Annotated in this window: 18 protein-coding genes; 10 read left to right on the top strand and 8 right to left on the bottom strand. The window is 73.6% G+C overall.

Going from position 1 to position 17,180, the window contains the following annotated elements:
• Positions 1 to 19: 19 nt before the first annotated feature.
• On the bottom strand, positions 20 to 1,237 hold the full coding sequence (locus tag ACFYWG_RS23225) for a histidine kinase (RefSeq protein WP_389203525.1): 1,218 nt from the start codon (positions 1,235 to 1,237) through the stop codon (positions 20 to 22).
• A gap of 236 nt (positions 1,238 to 1,473) precedes the next feature.
• Between ACFYWG_RS23225 and ACFYWG_RS23220 the strand changes: the two genes are divergently transcribed.
• Positions 1,474 to 1,674, top strand: a complete 201-nt coding sequence (locus tag ACFYWG_RS23220) for a hypothetical protein (RefSeq protein ID WP_385414972.1) — start codon at positions 1,474 to 1,476, stop codon at positions 1,672 to 1,674.
• Between the two features lie 36 nt (positions 1,675 to 1,710).
• Here ACFYWG_RS23220 and ACFYWG_RS23215 read toward each other — a convergent pair whose 3' ends face one another.
• Together ACFYWG_RS23215 and ACFYWG_RS23210 are read right to left on the bottom strand one after the other, a co-directional pair.
• Positions 1,711 to 2,106: a ribonuclease domain-containing protein gene (locus tag ACFYWG_RS23215; protein ID WP_389203250.1), complete on the bottom strand. Its 396-nt coding sequence runs from the start codon at positions 2,104 to 2,106 to the stop codon at positions 1,711 to 1,713.
• Between the two features lie 111 nt (positions 2,107 to 2,217).
• Complete coding sequence (locus ACFYWG_RS23210) at positions 2,218 to 2,844, bottom strand: dihydrofolate reductase family protein (RefSeq protein ID WP_376325606.1); 627 nt, start codon at positions 2,842 to 2,844, stop codon at positions 2,218 to 2,220.
• A 154-nt stretch (positions 2,845 to 2,998) separates the two neighbouring features.
• On the opposite strand from ACFYWG_RS23210, the gene ACFYWG_RS23205 reads away from it, so the two are divergent.
• Positions 2,999 to 3,742, top strand: a complete 744-nt coding sequence (locus ACFYWG_RS23205; RefSeq protein ID WP_389203247.1) for a 3-oxoacyl-ACP reductase family protein — start codon at positions 2,999 to 3,001, stop codon at positions 3,740 to 3,742.
• Positions 3,743 to 3,950: 208 nt separating this feature from the next.
• On the opposite strand, the gene alc is transcribed toward ACFYWG_RS23205, so the two are convergent.
• Together alc and allB are read right to left on the bottom strand one after the other, a co-directional pair.
• The gene (gene alc / locus ACFYWG_RS23200; RefSeq protein WP_389203245.1) at positions 3,951 to 5,066 is read right to left on the bottom strand and encodes an allantoicase; all 1,116 of its coding nucleotides are present in this window, start codon (positions 5,064 to 5,066) and stop codon (positions 3,951 to 3,953) included.
• A 39-nt stretch (positions 5,067 to 5,105) separates the two neighbouring features.
• The gene (gene allB / locus ACFYWG_RS23195) at positions 5,106 to 6,446 is read right to left on the bottom strand and encodes an allantoinase AllB (protein ID WP_385414964.1); all 1,341 of its coding nucleotides are present in this window, start codon (positions 6,444 to 6,446) and stop codon (positions 5,106 to 5,108) included.
• Positions 6,447 to 6,693: 247 nt separating this feature from the next.
• Here allB and ACFYWG_RS23190 point away from each other — a divergent pair, with 247 nt between their 5' ends.
• Both ACFYWG_RS23190 and ACFYWG_RS23185 read left to right on the top strand, forming a co-directional pair.
• Entirely contained in the window at positions 6,694 to 7,491 is a 798-nt protein-coding gene (locus ACFYWG_RS23190) for an IclR family transcriptional regulator (protein WP_376325597.1), read from the top strand.
• Positions 7,488 to 8,168, top strand: coding sequence for a DUF6304 family protein (locus ACFYWG_RS23185; RefSeq protein ID WP_389203242.1), 681 nt, complete (start codon positions 7,488 to 7,490; stop codon positions 8,166 to 8,168). Before ACFYWG_RS23190 ends, ACFYWG_RS23185 begins: the two co-directional genes overlap by 4 nt.
• Here ACFYWG_RS23185 and ACFYWG_RS23180 read toward each other — a convergent pair.
• Positions 8,165 to 8,512 (bottom strand): DUF5955 family protein, encoded by a 348-nt coding sequence (locus ACFYWG_RS23180; RefSeq protein ID WP_389203240.1) that lies wholly within the window; start codon positions 8,510 to 8,512, stop codon positions 8,165 to 8,167. The two genes, ACFYWG_RS23185 and ACFYWG_RS23180, sit on opposite strands and share 4 nt — an antisense overlap.
• A 246-nt stretch (positions 8,513 to 8,758) precedes the next feature.
• On the opposite strand from ACFYWG_RS23180, the gene ACFYWG_RS23175 reads away from it, so the two are divergent.
• Both ACFYWG_RS23175 and aceB read left to right on the top strand, forming a co-directional pair.
• Positions 8,759 to 9,373 (top strand): NTP transferase domain-containing protein, encoded by a 615-nt coding sequence (locus ACFYWG_RS23175; RefSeq protein ID WP_389203238.1) that lies wholly within the window; start codon positions 8,759 to 8,761, stop codon positions 9,371 to 9,373.
• 205 nt (positions 9,374 to 9,578) lie between these two features.
• Positions 9,579 to 11,204 carry a malate synthase A gene (gene aceB / locus ACFYWG_RS23170; protein ID WP_389203235.1) on the top strand — a complete coding sequence of 542 codons (1,626 nt, stop codon included), beginning with the start codon at positions 9,579 to 9,581 and terminating at the stop codon, positions 11,202 to 11,204.
• An 8-nt stretch (positions 11,205 to 11,212) separates the two neighbouring features.
• On the opposite strand, the gene ACFYWG_RS23165 is transcribed toward aceB, so the two are convergent.
• Both ACFYWG_RS23165 and ACFYWG_RS23160 read right to left on the bottom strand, forming a co-directional pair.
• Positions 11,213 to 11,482, bottom strand: a complete 270-nt coding sequence (locus tag ACFYWG_RS23165) for a SelT/SelW/SelH family protein (protein WP_389203233.1) — start codon at positions 11,480 to 11,482, stop codon at positions 11,213 to 11,215.
• Entirely contained in the window at positions 11,479 to 12,393 is a 915-nt protein-coding gene (locus tag ACFYWG_RS23160) for a HipA family kinase (RefSeq protein WP_383498816.1), read from the bottom strand. The genes ACFYWG_RS23165 and ACFYWG_RS23160 overlap by 4 nt, the downstream gene beginning before the upstream one ends.
• A gap of 182 nt (positions 12,394 to 12,575) precedes the next feature.
• Between ACFYWG_RS23160 and ACFYWG_RS23155 the strand changes: the two genes are divergently transcribed.
• The 4 genes from ACFYWG_RS23155 to ACFYWG_RS23140 are packed head-to-tail and all read left to right on the top strand — an operon-like array spanning position 12,576 to position 17,125.
• Positions 12,576 to 13,139: an MSMEG_1061 family FMN-dependent PPOX-type flavoprotein gene (locus tag ACFYWG_RS23155; RefSeq protein ID WP_389203231.1), complete on the top strand. Its 564-nt coding sequence runs from the start codon at positions 12,576 to 12,578 to the stop codon at positions 13,137 to 13,139.
• Positions 13,140 to 13,194: 55 nt separating this feature from the next.
• Positions 13,195 to 14,064 (top strand): ABC transporter ATP-binding protein, encoded by an 870-nt coding sequence (locus ACFYWG_RS23150; RefSeq protein ID WP_376325574.1) that lies wholly within the window; start codon positions 13,195 to 13,197, stop codon positions 14,062 to 14,064.
• Positions 14,061 to 15,044 carry an ABC transporter substrate-binding protein gene (locus tag ACFYWG_RS23145; protein WP_389203228.1) on the top strand — a complete coding sequence of 328 codons (984 nt, stop codon included), beginning with the start codon at positions 14,061 to 14,063 and terminating at the stop codon, positions 15,042 to 15,044. The genes ACFYWG_RS23150 and ACFYWG_RS23145 overlap by 4 nt, the downstream gene beginning before the upstream one ends.
• 8 nt (positions 15,045 to 15,052) lie before the next feature.
• Positions 15,053 to 17,125 carry an iron ABC transporter permease gene (locus ACFYWG_RS23140; RefSeq protein WP_389203226.1) on the top strand — a complete coding sequence of 691 codons (2,073 nt, stop codon included), beginning with the start codon at positions 15,053 to 15,055 and terminating at the stop codon, positions 17,123 to 17,125.
• Positions 17,126 to 17,180 lie beyond the last annotated feature (55 nt).

Raw genomic sequence — 17,180 nt, 5'->3', positions numbered from 1 at the left:
GTGGTGCCGGGCCGCCGGCTCACGGCCAGGGCAGCCACGCCCGGAGCTCGAAGCCGCCCGCCGGGGTGTGACCGTGTGCGAGGCGGCTGCCCGCGAGGGTCGCGCGTTCCGTCAGGCCGATCAGGCCCTGACCGGAGCCCGGCACGTGCGGCACCTCGCCCTCGGGGGGCGGGTTGTGGACGCGGACCGTCAGGCCGTCGCCCGGTCCCCCGGCGACGGTCACCGCGACCTCCGTGCCCGGGGCGTGCTTGCGGGCGTTGGTCAGGCCCTCCTGGGCGATCCGGTAGGCGGTGCGGCCCACCGACGACGGGACCGAGCCGGGCTCGTCGACGCGCTGGTCCAGGCAGACCTTCATCCCCGCCTGCCGTGACTCGGCGACCAGGGTGTCCAGGGCCGCGAGCGTCGGCTGGGGCCGCCCGGTGTCGTCCGCCTCGCCGGCGCGCAGGACCCCGATGATCTCCCGCAGGTCCTGCAGGGCCTCGTGCGCGCTCTCGCGGATCACGCCCGCCGCCCGCGCCGTCTCGGCCGCCGGCGCGTCGGGCCGGAACTCCAGCGCACCGGCGTGGACGCTCAGCAGGGTCAGCCGATGGGCGAGCACGTCGTGCATCTCCCGCGCGATGGCCTCGCGGGCGAGCCGCTGCGCCTGCTCGGCCCGCAGGCGCGCCTCGGTCTCGGCGCGCCGGGCGCGGTCGCGCAGGCTCACCATCAGCTGCCGCTTGGCCCGGACGAACATGCCCCAGCCGACGGTCGCCACGGTCAGCAGGGCGGCGAAGACCAGGGTCACCAGGTAGGGAAGCTCGGGGTCGGGGCGCAGCCAGTAGTACAGCGGAAGCAGGGCGACGCCGGCACCGCCCACCCAGGCCACGTAGCGGAAGGGCCGGTGCACGGCGAGGGTGAACAGGGCGATCACGGAGGCGCCGCCCGCGGTGTCCGAGATCAGGGTGACGGGCGTCAACGCCACCGCCGTCCCGAGGGGCCAGCGGCGGCGCAGCCAGATCGCGGCGCAGGCCAGGGCGCCGACCACCTGGTCGGCGACCGCCAGTCCGGGCGGGATGTCCGGATTGTCTGACAGCGCGTCGGCGGCTGTCAGGCCGAGCAGTACGGCGAGCAGGAAGCAGGAGAAGTCGACGACCCAGTCGCGGGCGGTGCGGCGGGGCCGTCGTCCGGCGCGTGCCGTGTCGGGTTCGAGTTCGTGCAGCAGGGCGGACGGGAAGAACCACCGGCGCCCGGTGAGCAGTGCGGGCGCCTCCCCGGCCGGCGCCGGGGAACCCTGCCCCGCTCGTTCTGCGTTCACGTTCGGTCAATCTACGCAGCCGGCGGCCGTTCCACGCGGCCGCGGCCGGGATCGTCGACCAAAGTAGCCCGGCCGCAGACTTTCGGCGCGGGCGGCGGGTCGCGCCGCCGACCTTGTGCCCGCGGGTGCTCGCCCCGCGGCCGATGTCCGTGGGGGGTCCGGGGGGCGAGGGTCGGGGCATGAAGCGGCTACTGGAGATCCTCGGCTTCCTCGCCCTGGTGCAGGGCGCGGCGGGCCTGGTGCACGAGTTCACCGACCGGGACTGGGGCCTGGTGCGGCGGCTGGGCATCCTCGACGGGTACGAGGTCTACGCGAGCGTCGCCCTGCTCGTGCTGGGCGTCGCCCTGTTCGCGGCCGCCGGGAGCCGGGGGTCCGCCTGAGCGCGCGGACGGACCTCCGGCCGGCCGGTGCCCGGTTCAGCAGCCGTGGTCGACGAGGTCGAACGACGCGTAGTGGTCGGCCGTGTAGTAGTCCTCCTGGCTCCGCTCGCCGGTGACGATGCGTCGCGCACCGCGGGTGTCGGAGCCGGGGGTGACGACCGTGTACTCGTGGTAGTAGCCGGACGACCGGCCGGGCAGGATGCCCTCCCGGTTCTGGAAGACGGTGCCGTCCTGGTCGAACGGGAACGGGCCGTCCTGCTCGATCAGGTCGAGCGTGTCGTGGGCCTGCGACGGCAGGGCGCTGTAGCAGATGTCGCCGACGGCGGTGGGGGCGGCGCCGGCCGTGCCGGCGGAGACGGTTCCGCCGACGAGGAGAGCGGACAGGAGAGCGGCTGCCGCGCCGAACCGCGAGGCGTGTGGGGGGAAGGTCATGACGCCATCATGACGCGCGTAGAGAATGGCATGTCAATGTCAACCCAGGAGGATTTCCTGTGAAACTCCGTGCGTTCGCCAGGAGTTCACCCGGGCCGGGCCGCGCGGCCCCTACACGTCCTCCGGCAGGGTGAACTCGCCGTACTCCGGACGGCCCTTCAGGTCGTACGTCTGGATGGACACCCCGGCCCCGGTGACACTGCCGCCGGTGTGCTCGAACGCCGTGGGCACGGCGCCCTCCGGGAACAGCCGGAACCCGGAGCCGAGCACGACCGGGAAGGTCAGCAGATGGAGGGTGTCGAGCAGGTCGAGCGCGAGCAGGGACCGGACCAGGGCCCCGCTGCCGTGCACCTGGATCTCGCCGTCGGTGCGGTCCTTGAGCGCGGTGACCTCCTGGGCGAGGTCGCCGCGGAGCACGGTGGTGCCCGCCCACGCCGGGTCCACGAGGGTCGAGGAAGGGACGTACTTGGGCAGGCCGTTGAGCTTGGAGGCGACGGGGTCGCCCGGGTCGGTGATCCTGGGCCAGTAGGAGGCGAAGATGTCGTACGTCCGGCGGCCGAGCAGGAAGGCCGACGGACGGGCGAAGACCTCGTTGACGAACCGGCCGAAGTCCTCCTCGGCGTAGGGGAAGCTCCAGCCGCCGTGGGTGAAGCCCCCGCGGGTGTCCTCCTGGGGGCCGCCGGGGGCCTGGTAGACGCCGTCCAGTGTGACGAAGAGGGTGGAGACGATGGTGCCCATGGCGGGTGCCTTCCCTTCCGGAGGTCGTGGGGCCTGGTGCCATCGGTTCAGACCGGTGCGGCGCCCGCAACTCATCGCTGGGCCGTGAGGCGGCCGGGGACGCGACGTCCGTTGCCCGCCAGCGGGTCGGCGCGCGGGCCGCTGGGATGGAGGCATGACAGCTCGAGGAAGTCTGGACGGCAAGGTGGCTCTCGTGACCGGCGGGAGCCGTGGCATCGGCGCGGCGACGGCCCTGCGACTGGCCCGGGAGGGCGCGGACGTGGCCGTCGGGTACGTCAACGGCAAGGAGGCGGCAGGGGCCGTCGTACGGGAGATGGAGGCGCTGGGGCGCCGGGCGGTGGCCCTGCGCGCGGACGTGGCGGACGCGGCCGGGTCGGTCGAGGTCGTGGACGCGGCGGCCGAGGCGCTGGGCAGGCTGGACGTCCTGGTGAACAACGCGGGGGTGGGGGTGCTCGGCCCGCTGGACGCCCTGACGCTCGCGGACGTCGACCGCGTGCTCGCCGTGAACGTGCGCTCGGTGTTCCTGGCCTCGCAGGCGGCGGCCGCGTGGATGCCGGAGGGCGGGCGGATCGTCACGATCGGCAGCTGCATCGCGCAGCGGGTGCCGGGCCCGGGCGGCACGCTGTACGCGATGAGCAAGGCGGCCCTGGTCGGCCTGACCAAGGCGCTGGCGAGGGAGCTGGGCGGCCGCGGCATCACCGCCAACCTCGTGCACCCGGGCCCGATCGACACCGACATGAATCCGGCGGACGGCCCGCACGCGGCCGGCCAGGCGGCGCTGACCGCGCTGGGCCGGTTCGGCACGGCGGACGAGGTGGCCTCGACGGTGGCGTACCTGGCGGGAGCGACCTACGTGACGGGGGCGGAGTTCGCGGTGGACGGCGGCCACGCGGCGTAGCGGGCCGGCGGGGCCGGGGCCCGGGCTTCATCGGCACGCTCGGGCCCGTCTCGCCGGCCGCGGTCAGGCCCCGCGACCGCGCCGTCCGCCCCTCCGGTGGCCCGGTCGCCCGGTGCGGCCGGGTCGGCCGCCGCACCCTCCCGGCGCCCGGCGTCGTGGCGAAACAGCCGGATCAGCCGGGACAGCCGGGTCAGCCGGGTCAGCCGGGTCAGCCGCCGAGCTCCTGGTGGCGTGCCGCGAGGCGGTTCGCGCCCTCCTGGGTCAGGGAGCCGAAGAGGCGCAGGCGGGAGATGCCGCCGTCGGGGAAGATGTCCACGCGCGCGTGCGTGCCGACGGCGGGCTCCGGCAGGACGAAGCGGTGGTTGGTGTCGGGCTGCAGGCGGGTGCGGGGCAGGATCTCCCGCCAGTCGCCGTCCTCGCCGTCCTTGACCGACACCGATGCCCACCCGGCGCTGTTGCCCTTGAGGTACGCCGTGTCGATCTCCAGCGCGCGGATCCGCGCCTGGGCGCTCAGCCGGTAGCGGATCCAGTCGTGGCCCCGGTCGCGCCGGCGGCGGGTCTCCCAGCCGTCGTCCATCTTGCGGGAGCGGCCCGGCTGGATGGTGTGGGAGGCGGGCGAGTAGAAGAGGTCCGAGGCGTCCTCGACCAGGCCGCCGTTCTCCAGGGCGACGACGTCGAACGTGCCGAGCGCGGCCAGCCAGGCCGGATCCGGGACGACCTCGCCGTGCACGCGCAGGCGGGCGATGCCGCCGTCGGGGTGCTGCCTGATCCGCAGGTGGGTGAAGCACTGCTCGGTGGCGACGGCGAAGCCGTTCGCCGCGTGGCCGCCGACCGGGGTGCGCGGGACGAGGGTCGTCCACTTCACGTCGTCACCGAGGAGTTCGGCGGGCGACGGGGAGCCGGGCACGGCGGTGCCCTCGACGGACACGGCCTGCGGGTAGTTGCCCCGGAAGTGGGCGGTGTCGACGACGATCCCGCGGATCACGCCCGGGGCGCCGAGCCGGACCAGGGCGAAGTCGTGGTCCTCGTCGGCCGGCCAGGGGTGCTCGGCGGACACGCCCCGGCGGCGTCGCGTCTCCCAGCCGTCCATGACCTTGCCCTTGTGGCCGAAGTGCTCGGGGTCGAACTCCGCGCGCTCCGGCACCAGCAGGTTCTCGCGCTCGGCGAAGAACTCGTCGTTGGCGGCCACGACACCGGCACCCAGCCGCCGGTCGGCGAGGTCGGCGTAGGAGGTGAAGGGGAAGTCCGCGGTGCGGTAGTCCGCGTAGGGGTCGCCGCCGGAGTAGGGGCTGGCGTCGCCGGTGAAGCGGGGAATCGCCGTCACGGTGATCAGGTCTTCCTTTCGGGTGTCCGGGATGGGATGTCAGTCGGTCCGGGTGAGGAGCTGCCCCTTCGGCTCGGTGAACTCGCCGTCCGCCATGATCTTCCGCCCGCGCAGCCAGGTGGCCTTCACGACGCCCTGCAGGGTCCGGCCGGCGTAGGCCGTGACGCGGTTGCGGTGCTGGAGGGCGACGGGGTCGACGGTGAAGGTCTCGTCGGGGGCGAGGACCGCGAAGTCGGCGTCGCGGCCGGGCGCGATGGCGCCCTTGCGGTCGTCGAGCCCGACCAGGGCGGAGGTCCTCGCCGACATCCAGCGCACGACGTCCTCCAGGCCGTGCCCGCGCCTGCGGGCCTCGGTCCACACGGCGGACAGGCTGAGCTGGAGTCCGGAGATGCCGCCCCAGGCCGTCGCGAAGTCGTCGGTCTTGAGGTCGGCGGTGGACGGGGAGTGGTCGGTGACCACGCAGTCGATGGTGCCGTCGGCCAGCGCCTGCCAGAGCAGGTCCTGGTTGGCGGCCTCGCGGATCGGCGGGCAGCACTTGAACTCGCTGGCGCCGTCGGGGACTTCCTCGGCGGTGAGGGTCAGGTAGTGGGGGCAGGTCTCGACGGTGATGCGCACGCCCTCGGCCCGCGCCTCGGCGATCATCGGCAGGGCGTCGCTGGAGGACAGGTGCAGCACGTGCACCCGGGCGTCGAGGGCCCTGGCCTCGCGGATGAGCTGGGCGATGGCGGTGTCCTCGGCGTCCCGCGGGCGGGAGGCGAGGAAGTCGGCGTACCGGGGGCCGGGCTGCTGGGGGGCGGTGGCGAGCAGGCGCGGGTCCTCGGCGTGCACGATGAGCAGTCCGCCGAAGGCGGCGATCTCGGCCATGGCGCGGGACAGCGCCTCCCGGTCCAGGTGCGGGAACTCCTCCACGCCGGACGGCGACAGGAACGCCTTGAAGCCGAAGACGCCGGCCTCGTGCAGCGGGCGCAGGTCCTTGACGTTGCCGGGCAGGGCGCCGCCCCAGAAGCCGACGTCGATGTGCGCCTTGTCGGCGGCGACCTGCTGCTTGGTCCGCAGGTGGGGGACGGTGGTGGTCGGCGGCAGGGAGTTGAGCGGCATGTCGACGAGGGTGGTGATGCCGCCGGCCGCCGCGGCCCGGGTGGCGGTCCAGAACCCCTCCCACTCGGTGCGGCCGGGGTCGTTGACGTGCACGTGGGTGTCGACCAGCCCGGGCAGCAGGACGTGGTCGCCCAGGTCCTCCAGGCGCGCGGCCGGCGGCACGGGCGCGTCGTGCGGGAGGACCGCGGTGATCGTGCCGCCGGTGACGGCGACCGAAGCGGCGCGCGTCCCCTCGGGCGTCACGACACGCGTCGAGCGGAGCACCAGTTCAGCGTCGGACACCCGGACCCCTTACGTTCACACGCTTCCGCGTACCGGAATTCAACTTTCTGTTGAAGAAGTCTTCACCCCCCTCCCGCACCCCGTCAAGGGCACACTGGAGCGGGACGGCCGCACGGAACCGACTCTGGACGTTTCCACAAGGCGGAATTAGACTTCCGTAAGGCAGAATGTAGAGACGTACGACCGGGGAGTCGACCGACCGCCGGGTAGGCTTCAGCTCTTCCGCCAGTCCCGAAAGGAACGCGCCGTGCCGACGTCCAGCGCCAGCACCACCGACTCCGCCCGGTCCTCCTCCAACGGCGGTGTCCAGTCCCTGGAGCGCGCCTTCGACCTGCTCGAGCGGATGGCGGACGCGGGCGGCGAGGTCGGGCTGAGCGAGCTGTCCGCGAGCAGCGGGCTGCCCCTGCCGACCATCCACCGCCTGATGCGCACCCTGGTGGCCTGCGGCTACGTGCGCCAGCAGCCCAACCGGCGGTACGCGCTCGGCCCGCGCCTGATCCGCCTCGGCGAGTCGGCCTCCCGGCTGCTGGGCACCTGGGCACGGCCGTATCTGGCCCGTCTGGTCGAGGAGACGGGCGAGACGGCGAACATGGCGCTGCTGGACGGCGACGAGATCGTGTACGTGGCGCAGGTGCCCTCGAAGCACTCGATGCGCATGTTCACGGAGGTCGGCCGGCGGGTGCTGCCGCACTCCACGGGCGTCGGCAAGGCGCTGCTGGCCGGTTTCCCGCCGGAGGAGGTGCGCGCCCTGCTCTCCCGTACGGGCATGCCCGCCGCGACGGACAAGACGATCACCACCCCCGACGGCTTCCTGGCGGCCCTGGAGGACGTGCGGGTCCGGGGCTACGCGGTCGACGACAACGAGCAGGAGATCGGGGTGCGCTGCCTGGCCGTCCCGGTGCCCGACTCCCCCACCGCCGCGGCCATCTCCATCTCCGGGCCGGCCGGGCGGGTCACGGAGGCGGCGACCGACCGGATCGTGCCGGTGCTCCAGCAGGTCGCCGGCGAACTGTCGCAGGCCCTGGCCAGCCAGAACCCCGCGTGAGCGGCTTACCGGCCTGGCCGGGCCGCTACACCGACCGGTACGGCAGCCAGGAGCTCGTCTTCGAGTCCGACGGCCGGGAGCTGATCCGCACGACGATCCGTGGCGTGCCCTTCGAGGGTGAGGCGATGGATGCGCTCGGCGCCCTGGCCGGCGAGCCGCCCGAGAAGATGTTCCGCCTCGCCGACGGCCACCTGTGCTCCTGCCTGCTGGAGTGGGACGTGCCGCTCACGGTCGGGACCCCGGGGCGGCCCCCCCGGACGGGCGTGCTGCACTGCGCCCTGCGACTGGGCGACCCGGTCCCCTCGGGCGCCCTGGACGAGGAGAGCCTGACGGTCACCCTGCGGCTCGACGGGCGCGCGTACGGCGGCGGCGAGAACCTCGGCGACTTCGAGACGGCCCTGTACGACATCCAGCGTCGGCTGCCGCCCGGGGACCGCCTGCGGGCGTGCATCGCGTGCGCCTGGTCGGACTACAGCCCGGCGGGCCGGCCGATGATGGGGGGCCTGGCCTGCTTCCGGGACGTCAGGGACCGCTACCGCCGGGTCGACGGCAAGCACGGTCCGCTGGGGATCTTCGCGCTCTGGCCGCAGCTCACCGAGTTCGTGCAGGAGACGTATCTGTGCGGGGAGTTCGAGCCGCGCGGCGCCCACGGGGGGTACCGGGGGCCCTTTCCCTAGAGGGGCCGGTCCGCCTGCGCTCGCGGGCGCGCCGGGCGGCCGAAGAGGTCCACGGCGCGGCGCACGTCGGCCAGCGCGGGGGACAGCGCGCTCATGGAGCCGATCGCGCCCGCCACCAGGAGAAGGGAACGGCGCAGACGGGGGACGTCGGGAGCGCCGGTGGCGGCCATGGCGTCCAGGGCCGCCAGTTCCTCCTCGGCGATGCTCCGGTCGGCGAACTCGCCCGGATGGGCGGCGAGCCGGCGGCGCAGCCGGGACACCGCGGTGCGCAGCTCCGTCACGCGCGGGTCCGCGCTCCCGCCGGCCGCGGGCCCCTGCCGCTCCTGCTCCGCGCTCCGCAACACGGTCCTCCCCCTCGCACCTCGTCGTGCGCCTGCCCTGCCGCACCGAAGTCCCCCCGCCACGGGCCCTGTTCGGCAGGCCCGGCCGGTGCGGTGCGGGCGACAGTAGACGACGGGGGCCGCCGCGCGCCAGTCCGCAGCGTCATCGACTTGCTCCGCTGCGTGACTTTCCGGCCCCGGGCGGACCCCCGTGCGAGGCGCGCCCCGCGCCGTCCGGGCCCCGCGCGGGGCGTGCGGTATGCAGGAGCCATGACGACACGGGAGACGACGGACGGGACGCCCGCGGTGGCCGGGCTGCTGCTCGCGGCGGGAGGGGGGCGGCGGCTCGGCGGACGCCCCAAGGCGCTGCTGACGCACCGGGGGCGGCCGCTCGTGGAGCACGCGGTGCGGGTGCTGCGCGAGGGCGGCTGCACGACGGTCCATGTCGTCCTGGGCGCGCGGGCCGACGAGGTGCGCGCCCGGGCCGCGCTGGACGGCTGTGTCCTGGTGGACAACCCGGAGTGGGAGCGGGGCATGGGGACGTCGCTGCGCGCCGGCCTCGATTCCCTGTCCGGTTCACCGGCGCGCGCCGCCCTGGTGGCGCTCGTCGACCAGCCCGGCATCGGACCGGAGGCGGTGGCCCGGGTCCTCCGGGCGTACGACGGCGAGAGCGCGCTGGTGTCCGCCGCGTACGACGGGGTGCGCGGGCATCCGGTGCTGTTCGGCGCGGCGCACTGGGCGGGCGTCGCGTCGTCCGCCGAGGGCGACCGGGGGGCCCGCGCCTACCTGAGGGAACACGCCGCGCAGGTCCGCCTGGTCGAGTGCGGCGACGTGGCCCGGCCGTACGACATCGACACCGAGGCCGATCTGGCGCACCTGGAGTGAGCGGGGTGGCACGCGGCGCCACCTTGCCTCGATCCGGAGAATCTCGACATCAACAAACGATTGAACTTCCACCATGAGGAAACTAGTATCCACTGATCAGAAGCGCCCTGCCCTCTCCGGGCGCCGATCGCCGTATCCGGGAAGACTGGCACCCGGTGCCAACCGCCGGTTCGTCTCCACAGCTCGCTGAAGGAAGTGACCGTTCATGTCCGCTCCAGCGCCGTCCCCGCTGGCCATCGTCGACGCCCAGCCCCTGCCCCGGCAGGAGGAGGTCCTCACCGAAGCGGCGCTCGCCTTCGTGGCCGAGCTGCACCGGCGGTTCACCCCCCGGCGTGACGAACTCCTGGCCCGCCGCGCGGAGCGCCGCGCCGAGATCGCCCGCACCTCCACGCTCGACTTCCTCCCGGAGACGGCCGGGATCCGCGCGGACGACTCCTGGAAGGTCGCCCCGGCCCCGGACGCCCTGAACGACCGCCGGGTCGAGATCACCGGCCCCACCGACCGCAAGATGACCGTCAACGCCCTCAACTCGGGCGCGAAGGTGTGGCTCGCGGACTTCGAGGACGCCTCCGCGCCCACCTGGGAGAACGTCGTCACGGGCCAGCTCAACCTGATCGACGCCTACACCCGGAGCATCGACTTCACGGACCCGAGGTCCGGCAAGTCCTACGCGCTGAAGGCGGACGAGGAGCTCGCCACGGTCGTCATGCGCCCGCGCGGCTGGCACCTGAACGAGCGTCACCTCACCGACGCCGGCGGCACCCCGGTTCCGGGCGCCCTGGTCGACTTCGGCCTGTACTTCTTCCACAACGCCCAGCGCCTGCTGGACCTCGGCAAGGGCCCGTACTTCTACCTGCCCAAGACGGAGTCGCACCTGGAGGCCCGCCTCTGGAACGACGTCTTCGTCTTCGCGCAGGAGTACTGCGGCATCCCCCACGGCACCGTCCGCGCCACCGTCCTGATCGAGACGATCACGGCCGCGTACGAGATGGAGGAGATCCTGTACGAGCTGCGCGACCACGCCTCCGGGCTGAACGCGGGCCGCTGGGACTACCTGTTCTCCATCGTGAAGAACTTCCGTGACGGCGGGGCCCGGTTCGTCCTGCCGGACCGCAACACGGTGACGATGACCGCCCCCTTCATGCGCGCCTACACCGAACTCCTCGTGCGCACCTGCCACAAGCGCGGTGCGCACGCGATCGGCGGCATGGCGGCCTTCATCCCCTCCCGGCGGGACGCCGAGGTCAACAAGGTGGCCTTCGAGAAGGTCCGCGCCGACAAGGACCGCGAGGCGAACGACGGCTTCGACGGCTCCTGGGTCGCCCACCCCGACCTGGTGCCCATCGCCATGGAGTCCTTCGACAAGGTCCTCGGCGACAAGCCGAACCAGAAGGACCGGCTGCGCGAGGACGTCCGCGTCGAGGCCGCCGACCTCCTCGCGATCGACTCGCTGGACGCCAGGCCCACGTACGCGGGTCTGGTCAACGCCGTGCAGGTCGGCATCCGTTACATCGAGGCCTGGCTGCGCGGCCTGGGCGCGGTCGCGATCTTCAACCTGATGGAGGACGCGGCCACCGCCGAGATCTCCCGCTCCCAGATCTGGCAGTGGATCAACGCGGAGGTCGTCCTCGACAACGGCGAGCAGGTCACCGCCGAGCTGGTCCGCAAGGTCGCCGCCGAGGAACTGGCCGGCATCCGGGCCGAGATCGGCGAGGAGGCCTTCGCGTCGGGCAACTGGCAGCAGGCGCACGACCTGCTGCTGCAGGTCTCCCTCGACGAGGACTACGCCGACTTCCTGACGCTGCCGGCGTACGAGCAGCTCAAGGGCTGAGCCGCGCGCTACCGCCCCGAGTGGCCCAGGGTCCTGCCCGGGGCCACCCGGTCGCGTACGGCCTTCTTCACGGCCGTCGGCTCCGGGAAGCCCTGCTCGCGCCGGTCCCAGACCACCTCGCCGCCGACGCGGACGACGAACACCCCGCCCGTGCCCGGCTTCAGGGCCAGCTCGGTCAGTTCCGCCTCGAAGGTGGTGAGCAGCTCCTGGGCCAGCCAGGCCGCGCGCGGCAGCCAGCGGCACTGCGTGCAGTACTCGATCTCGACACGGCCGCTCATCCCAGGTGCACCGACCAATCCTGTTCGGCCGCGGGCTTGCCGTGCAGGTCGGGCACCTGCCTGAGCCACGCGGGGCGTTCCCTCTGGTTGCGTTCCGCCCGCCGGGCCTCCTCGGCGGCGAGCTCCTCCCGGCTGGGGAAGTCGGTGGGCAGCCACGCCGCCGACGCCTCCACCCGCGCGTGGAGGTACCGCACGTAGGCCTCGCGGGCCGCGTCCGGGCCGCTGAAGGCGGCGTCCCCGGCGAGCCAGGCGTCCGGCACCTCCGCGAGGATCCGGCGCAGCAGTTCCTCGGTGACCCTGGGGGCGAGTTCGGCGTCGGCGGCGCGGACGTCGGGCCCGTAGTGACCGAGGGCGTGGTGGCGGAAGTCGTAGGCCTTGGCGGGGTCGGTGCCGTCCCAGCGGTGGTGGAAGACCAGCGCGGCGCCGTGGTCGATCAGCCACAGGCGCGGGCGCGCGATGCCCAGGGTGGGCCAGACCATCAGGTTCGAGCTGTGCACCGTGCGGTCGACGTTCACGGTCAGGGCGTCCAGCCAGACGATCCGCCCCGCCTCCAGGGGATCGACGGGGAAGACCCGGGCGATCTCCGGGGTGAGGTCGCGGGCGCCGGGCAGGTGGTCCATGCCGAGGTTGAGGCCCGCGCTGGCCGCGTGCAGCTCGCGGACTTCCTGGTGCGGCTCGCCGCCGGCGACCGCCGGGTCGAAGTGCACCAGGACCAGCTCGGGGAAGCGCAGCCCGAGGGCGCGGGCCAGCTCGCCCACGACGATCTCGGCGACCAGCGCCTTGCGGCCCTGCGCGGAGCCGGTGAACTTCACGACGTACGTGCCCAGGTCGTCCGCCTCGACGACCCCGGGGACGGAGCCGCCGGAGTGCAGGGGTTCGACGTAACGGGTGGCGGTGACCTCTCTCAGCATGCTGCGAGGCCCCGCAGACGGTCCACCTGGCTCTTCACGGCCGACTCCAGCGCATACGCCCGAGCATACGCACACCCGCGGCCCGCCGCGGCGGCACTCCTCCGCAGGCGGGTAAGGCGACCCTAAGCACCCCGGGTTAGGCTGCGGCCGACCGTCCGACACGCACACCCCGGGAGCCGGCCTTGCCGTACACGACCGACAAGGACGGCCGCGAGCCGCACGCCCGGGCCGAACACGGCTGGACGGAGCTGGAGTCGGCCGACGAACTGCGCCAACTGCTGGGCGAGCCCTGGCCCGTGGTGATCGAGAAGGTGCACGACCGGCTCACCGGCCAGGACCGGGACATTCTGGCCCGCTCGCCCTTCTGCCTGCTGGCCACCTCCGACGCGCGGGGCAACTGCGACGTCTCGCCGCGCGGGGACGCCCCGGGGTTCACGCACGTCCTCGACCCGGGCACCCTCGCCCTGCCCGACCGGCCGGGCAACCGGCGCGGCGACAGCTTCCGCAACATCCTGGCCAATCCGCACGCCGGCCTGCTGTACCTGGTGCCGGGCGCCAAGGAGGTGCTGCGCGTCAACGGGCGGGCCCGGATCCTCACCGACGCCCCGTTCTTCGACGCCCTGGCGCAGGACGGCGGGCGCCCGGCACTCGCCCTGGTCCTGGAGATCGACGAGATCTATCTGCACTGCCCGATGTCGCTGCGCCGCTCGGGCGTGTGGGACCCGGCGTCGTGGCCCACCGCGTGAGTCCCGGCGCCCTACCCCTTGTCAAGCAGATATTAGGTTAGGCTAACCTTCGCCTGTGAGATCTGGTGAAGAACCCGTGGGCGGAGCGCGTCTGCGCGGGCATCAACTGTCGGCCACCGGCGTGACCGTGTCCTACGACGGCACCGACGTCGTGCACGACGCGGCGCTCGCGCTGCGGCCCGGTGAGGTGACCGTGCTGGTCGGTCCCAACGGCAGCGGCAAGTCGACGCTGCTGCGCACCATCGCCAGGCTGCAGCGGGCCCGGCGGGCGGAGCTGACGCTCGACGCGACCACCGACGGACTGGCCCTGTCCGCCAAGGAGTTCGCCCGGTACGTGGCCCTGCTGACGCAGGGACGGCCCACGCCGAGCGGGCTCACCGTGCGCGACCTCGTGGAGTTCGGCCGCTATCCGTACCGGGGCCGCTTCGGCCGTCCCGACCCGGACGCGCAGGCCGCCGTGGAGCGGGCGCTGGCGCTGACCGGGGTGAGCGAACTCGCCGAGCGCGGCGCCGACCACTTGTCCGGCGGGCAGTTGCAGCGCGTCTGGCTGGCCGGCTGCCTCGCGCAGGAGACCGGCGTACTGCTGCTGGACGAGCCCACCACCTATCTCGACCTGCGCTACCAGGTCGAACTGCTGGACCTCGTCCGCGACCTGGCCGACGACCACGGGATCGCCGTGGGCGTCGTCCTGCACGACCTCGACCAGGCGGCGGCCCTCGCCGACCGGATCACGCTCCTCGAAGCGGGCCGGATCGTCGCCGACGGCCGGCCCGAGGACGTCCTGACCCCCGAGCGGCTCACCGCCGTCTACGGCATCCGCATCGACGTCGACACAGATCCCCACACCGGCCGCATACGGACCCGACCGATCGGCCGGCACCACACCCGTTCCAACCGAAGCGAAAGGCTCGGCACCACCACATGAGACGCCTCCTGCTCACCGCGGCCACCACCACCGCCGCGGCGCTCACCCTGGCCGCCTGCGGCACCACCGAGCCGGCCGCCGACAGCTCCGAGAAGAAGCCCTCCGAGGCCATCACCCTCACGGACTCCACGGGCGCGAAGGTCAAGCTCGACGGACCCGCCAAGAAGGTCGTCGCCACCGAGTGGAACGAGGTCGAGAGCCTCATCACGCTCGGCGTCGACCCGGTGGGTGTCGCCGACGTCAAGGGCTACAAGATCTGGGACTCCGCGGTCCCGCTGAAGAACGAGCCGAAGGACATCGGCACGCGCGGCGAGCCCAGCATGGACACCATCGCCTCGCTCTCCCCCGATCTGATCGTGGCCAGCTCCGACCTGCCGGACGCCGCCGTGAAGCAGCTGCGGAAGGTCGCGCCGGTCCTGGAGATCAAGTCGGCGGACGCCTCCGATCAGATCGGCCAGATGTTCGAGAACCTCGACCTCATCGCCAAGGCGACCGGCACCACCGACAAGGCCGAGGCGGCCCGCAAGAGCTTCGAGGGCAAGGTCGCCGAGGGCAAGAAGGCCCTCGCCGACGCCGACCTGGCCGGCACCGACATCGCCTTCGCCGACGGCTACGTGACGTCCAACCAGGTCTCCCTGCGCCCCTACACCAGCGGCTCCCTGATCGGCTCCGTCAACGAGCGGCTCGGGCTGAAGAACGCCTGGAAGGTCAAGGGCGACCCGGCCTACGGCCTCGGCACCACCGACGTCGAGGGGCTGACCGGCCTGCCGAAGGACGTGCAGTTCGCCTACATCGGCAACGACGGCGACAAGTCCAGCAACCCCTTCGCCGGCCAGCTGAAGAAGAACGCCGTGTGGACCTCCCTGCCGTTCGTCAAGGCGGGCGACGTGCACCGGCTGCCCGACGGCATCTGGATGTTCGGCGGTCCCCGGTCGATGGAGGCGTACATCGACGCCCTCGTCGACGCGCTGCAGAAGTAACGCCCGTCATGGCCGTCACCGAAGCACCCCCCGCCACCCGTCCGCCGGCGGCCGCGTCCCGGACGGGTGCGGCCGCGGTGACGGCCGGACTCGTCCTCGCTGTCGCCGTCCTCGCCGTCGTCGACATCACCCAGGGCACCGCGGCCGTCGGGCCCGCCCAGGTGTTCAAGGCCCTGACCGGGCAGGCCGACGCGGGCGACGCCTCCGTCGTCATCGCCTCCCGGTTGCCGCGGATGGCCGCCGGCATCCTGGTCGGCGTCGTCCTCGGCATCGCCGGGGCCGTCCTGCAGGCCGTCAGCCGCAACGTGCTGGCCTCGCCCGACACCCTCGCGGTGAACGCCGGTTCGTACCTGGCGCTCGGCCTGGCCGGCGCGTCCGGCGTCTCGCTGCCGCTGCTGGCCTCCTCCGGTGTCGCCTTCGCGGGCGGACTGGCGGCGGCGGCCGTCGTGCTCGCCCTGTCCGGCCTGGGCACCGGCACCGTCCGGCTGGTCCTCGCCGGCACGGCGCTCGCACTGGGGCTGAACTCCGTCACCGAGGGACTGCTGCTGCTGTTCCCGCAGGAGACCGAGGGCCTCTACCAGTGGAACCAGGGCAGCATCGGCCAGAACGGCTTCGACGGCGTGCTGCAGATGCTGCCGATCGCGCTGGCCGGACTCGCCGGGCTGCTGCTCGTCGCCCGCCGGGTCGACGCCCTCGCCCTGGGGGACGACGCGGCGCGGGGACTGGGCGTCCCGGTCACCGCCACCCGGGTCACGGTGGTCGTCCTCGCGGCCCTGCTGTCGGCGTCCGCCGTCACGCTCGCCGGACCGCTCGGCTACGTCGGCCTGTGCGCACCCGCCCTGGTGCGTCCGCTCGCCCGCCGCTTCCGGGGCTTCGTGCGCGCCCGGGCGGCCCTGCCCGCGGCCGGACTGGCCGGTGCCGCGCTGGTGCTGGGCTCCGACGTGCTGCTGCGGGCGCTCATCCCCGCCGACACCGCCGTGGCCGTCCCCACCGGCATCGTCACCAGTCTGGTGGGCGCGGTGTTCCTGGTGGTGACGGCCCTGCGGCTGCGCGACACGGCCGGGGCCGAGACCCCGGACCGGCTGCGCATCCCGAGCCGGGCGGTGTTCACCGTCACCGTGGTCGTGCTGGCCGCCGTCGTCGTCGGCGTGACCGTGGCCGGTGTGCTGCTGGGCGACAGCAAGCTCCTGCTGGGCGACGTCGCCAACTGGGCGCAGGGGCGGGCCGGTCAGGCCGTGTCCTTCGTCCTGGACACACGGGTGCCGCGGGTGCTCGCGGCCCTGTGCGCGGGCGCGGCGCTGGCCCTGGCCGGCACCCTGGTGCAGGCGGTGACCCGCAATCCGCTGGCGGAGCCGGGCGTGCTGGGCGTGTCGGGCGGGGCCGCACTGGCCGCCGTCGTGCTGGTGACGACCGTGCCGTCCGCGGGCTCCTGGGGCATCGCCGGTGCCGCGTTCGGCGGGGCCGCCCTGGCCTCCGCCGTCGTCTTCGGGCTCGCCGCCCGCGGCGGCTACCGGCAGAACCGGCTGGTGCTGGTGGGTATCGGCATGGCGGCCGGCTCCACGGCCCTGATCAGCCTGCTCATCGTGCTCACCGACCCGTTCAACGCCACCAAGGCGCTGACCTGGCTGTCCGGTTCGACGTACGGGCGGACCACGGCGGACGTCGTGCCGGTCGCCCTGGTGCTGGTGTTCGGCCTGGCCGTGGCGGTGGCCCGGCGCACCGAGCTGGACCTCGTCTCCCTGGACGACCACACCCCCCGGCTGCTCGGCCTCGCCCTGCCCCGGGCCCGGCTGGGCTTCCTGGTGGTGGGCGTCCTGCTGGCCGCGACCGCCGTGGCCTCGGCCGGCACCATCGGCTTCGTCGGACTGGTGGCGCCGCACGCGGCCCGCGCCCTGGTGGGCCGGCGGCACGTGCGGGTCGTGCCGGTGGCGGTGCTGCTGGGCGCCGCGCTCGTCGGGACGGCCGACCTGATCGGACGCACGGTCATCGCCCCCGCCCAGCTCGGGGCCGGCCTGATGACCGCGGTGATCGGCACGCCGTACTTCCTGTACCTGCTGGTCCGCGGCCGGAGGGCGACATAGGGCGGCACACGAGGCGCAATGCCTGAAATGCCCCGATCATCCCTGTTGTATGGAT

Origin of the sequence: Streptomyces sp. NPDC003456, assembly GCF_042878735.1 — a bacterium.
In the GTDB taxonomy this organism is placed as follows: Bacteria; Actinomycetota; Actinomycetes; order Streptomycetales; family Streptomycetaceae; genus Streptomyces.
The sequence above is the reverse complement of the archived record's forward strand: the minus strand, read 5'-3'. Positions and strand labels throughout refer to the sequence as shown.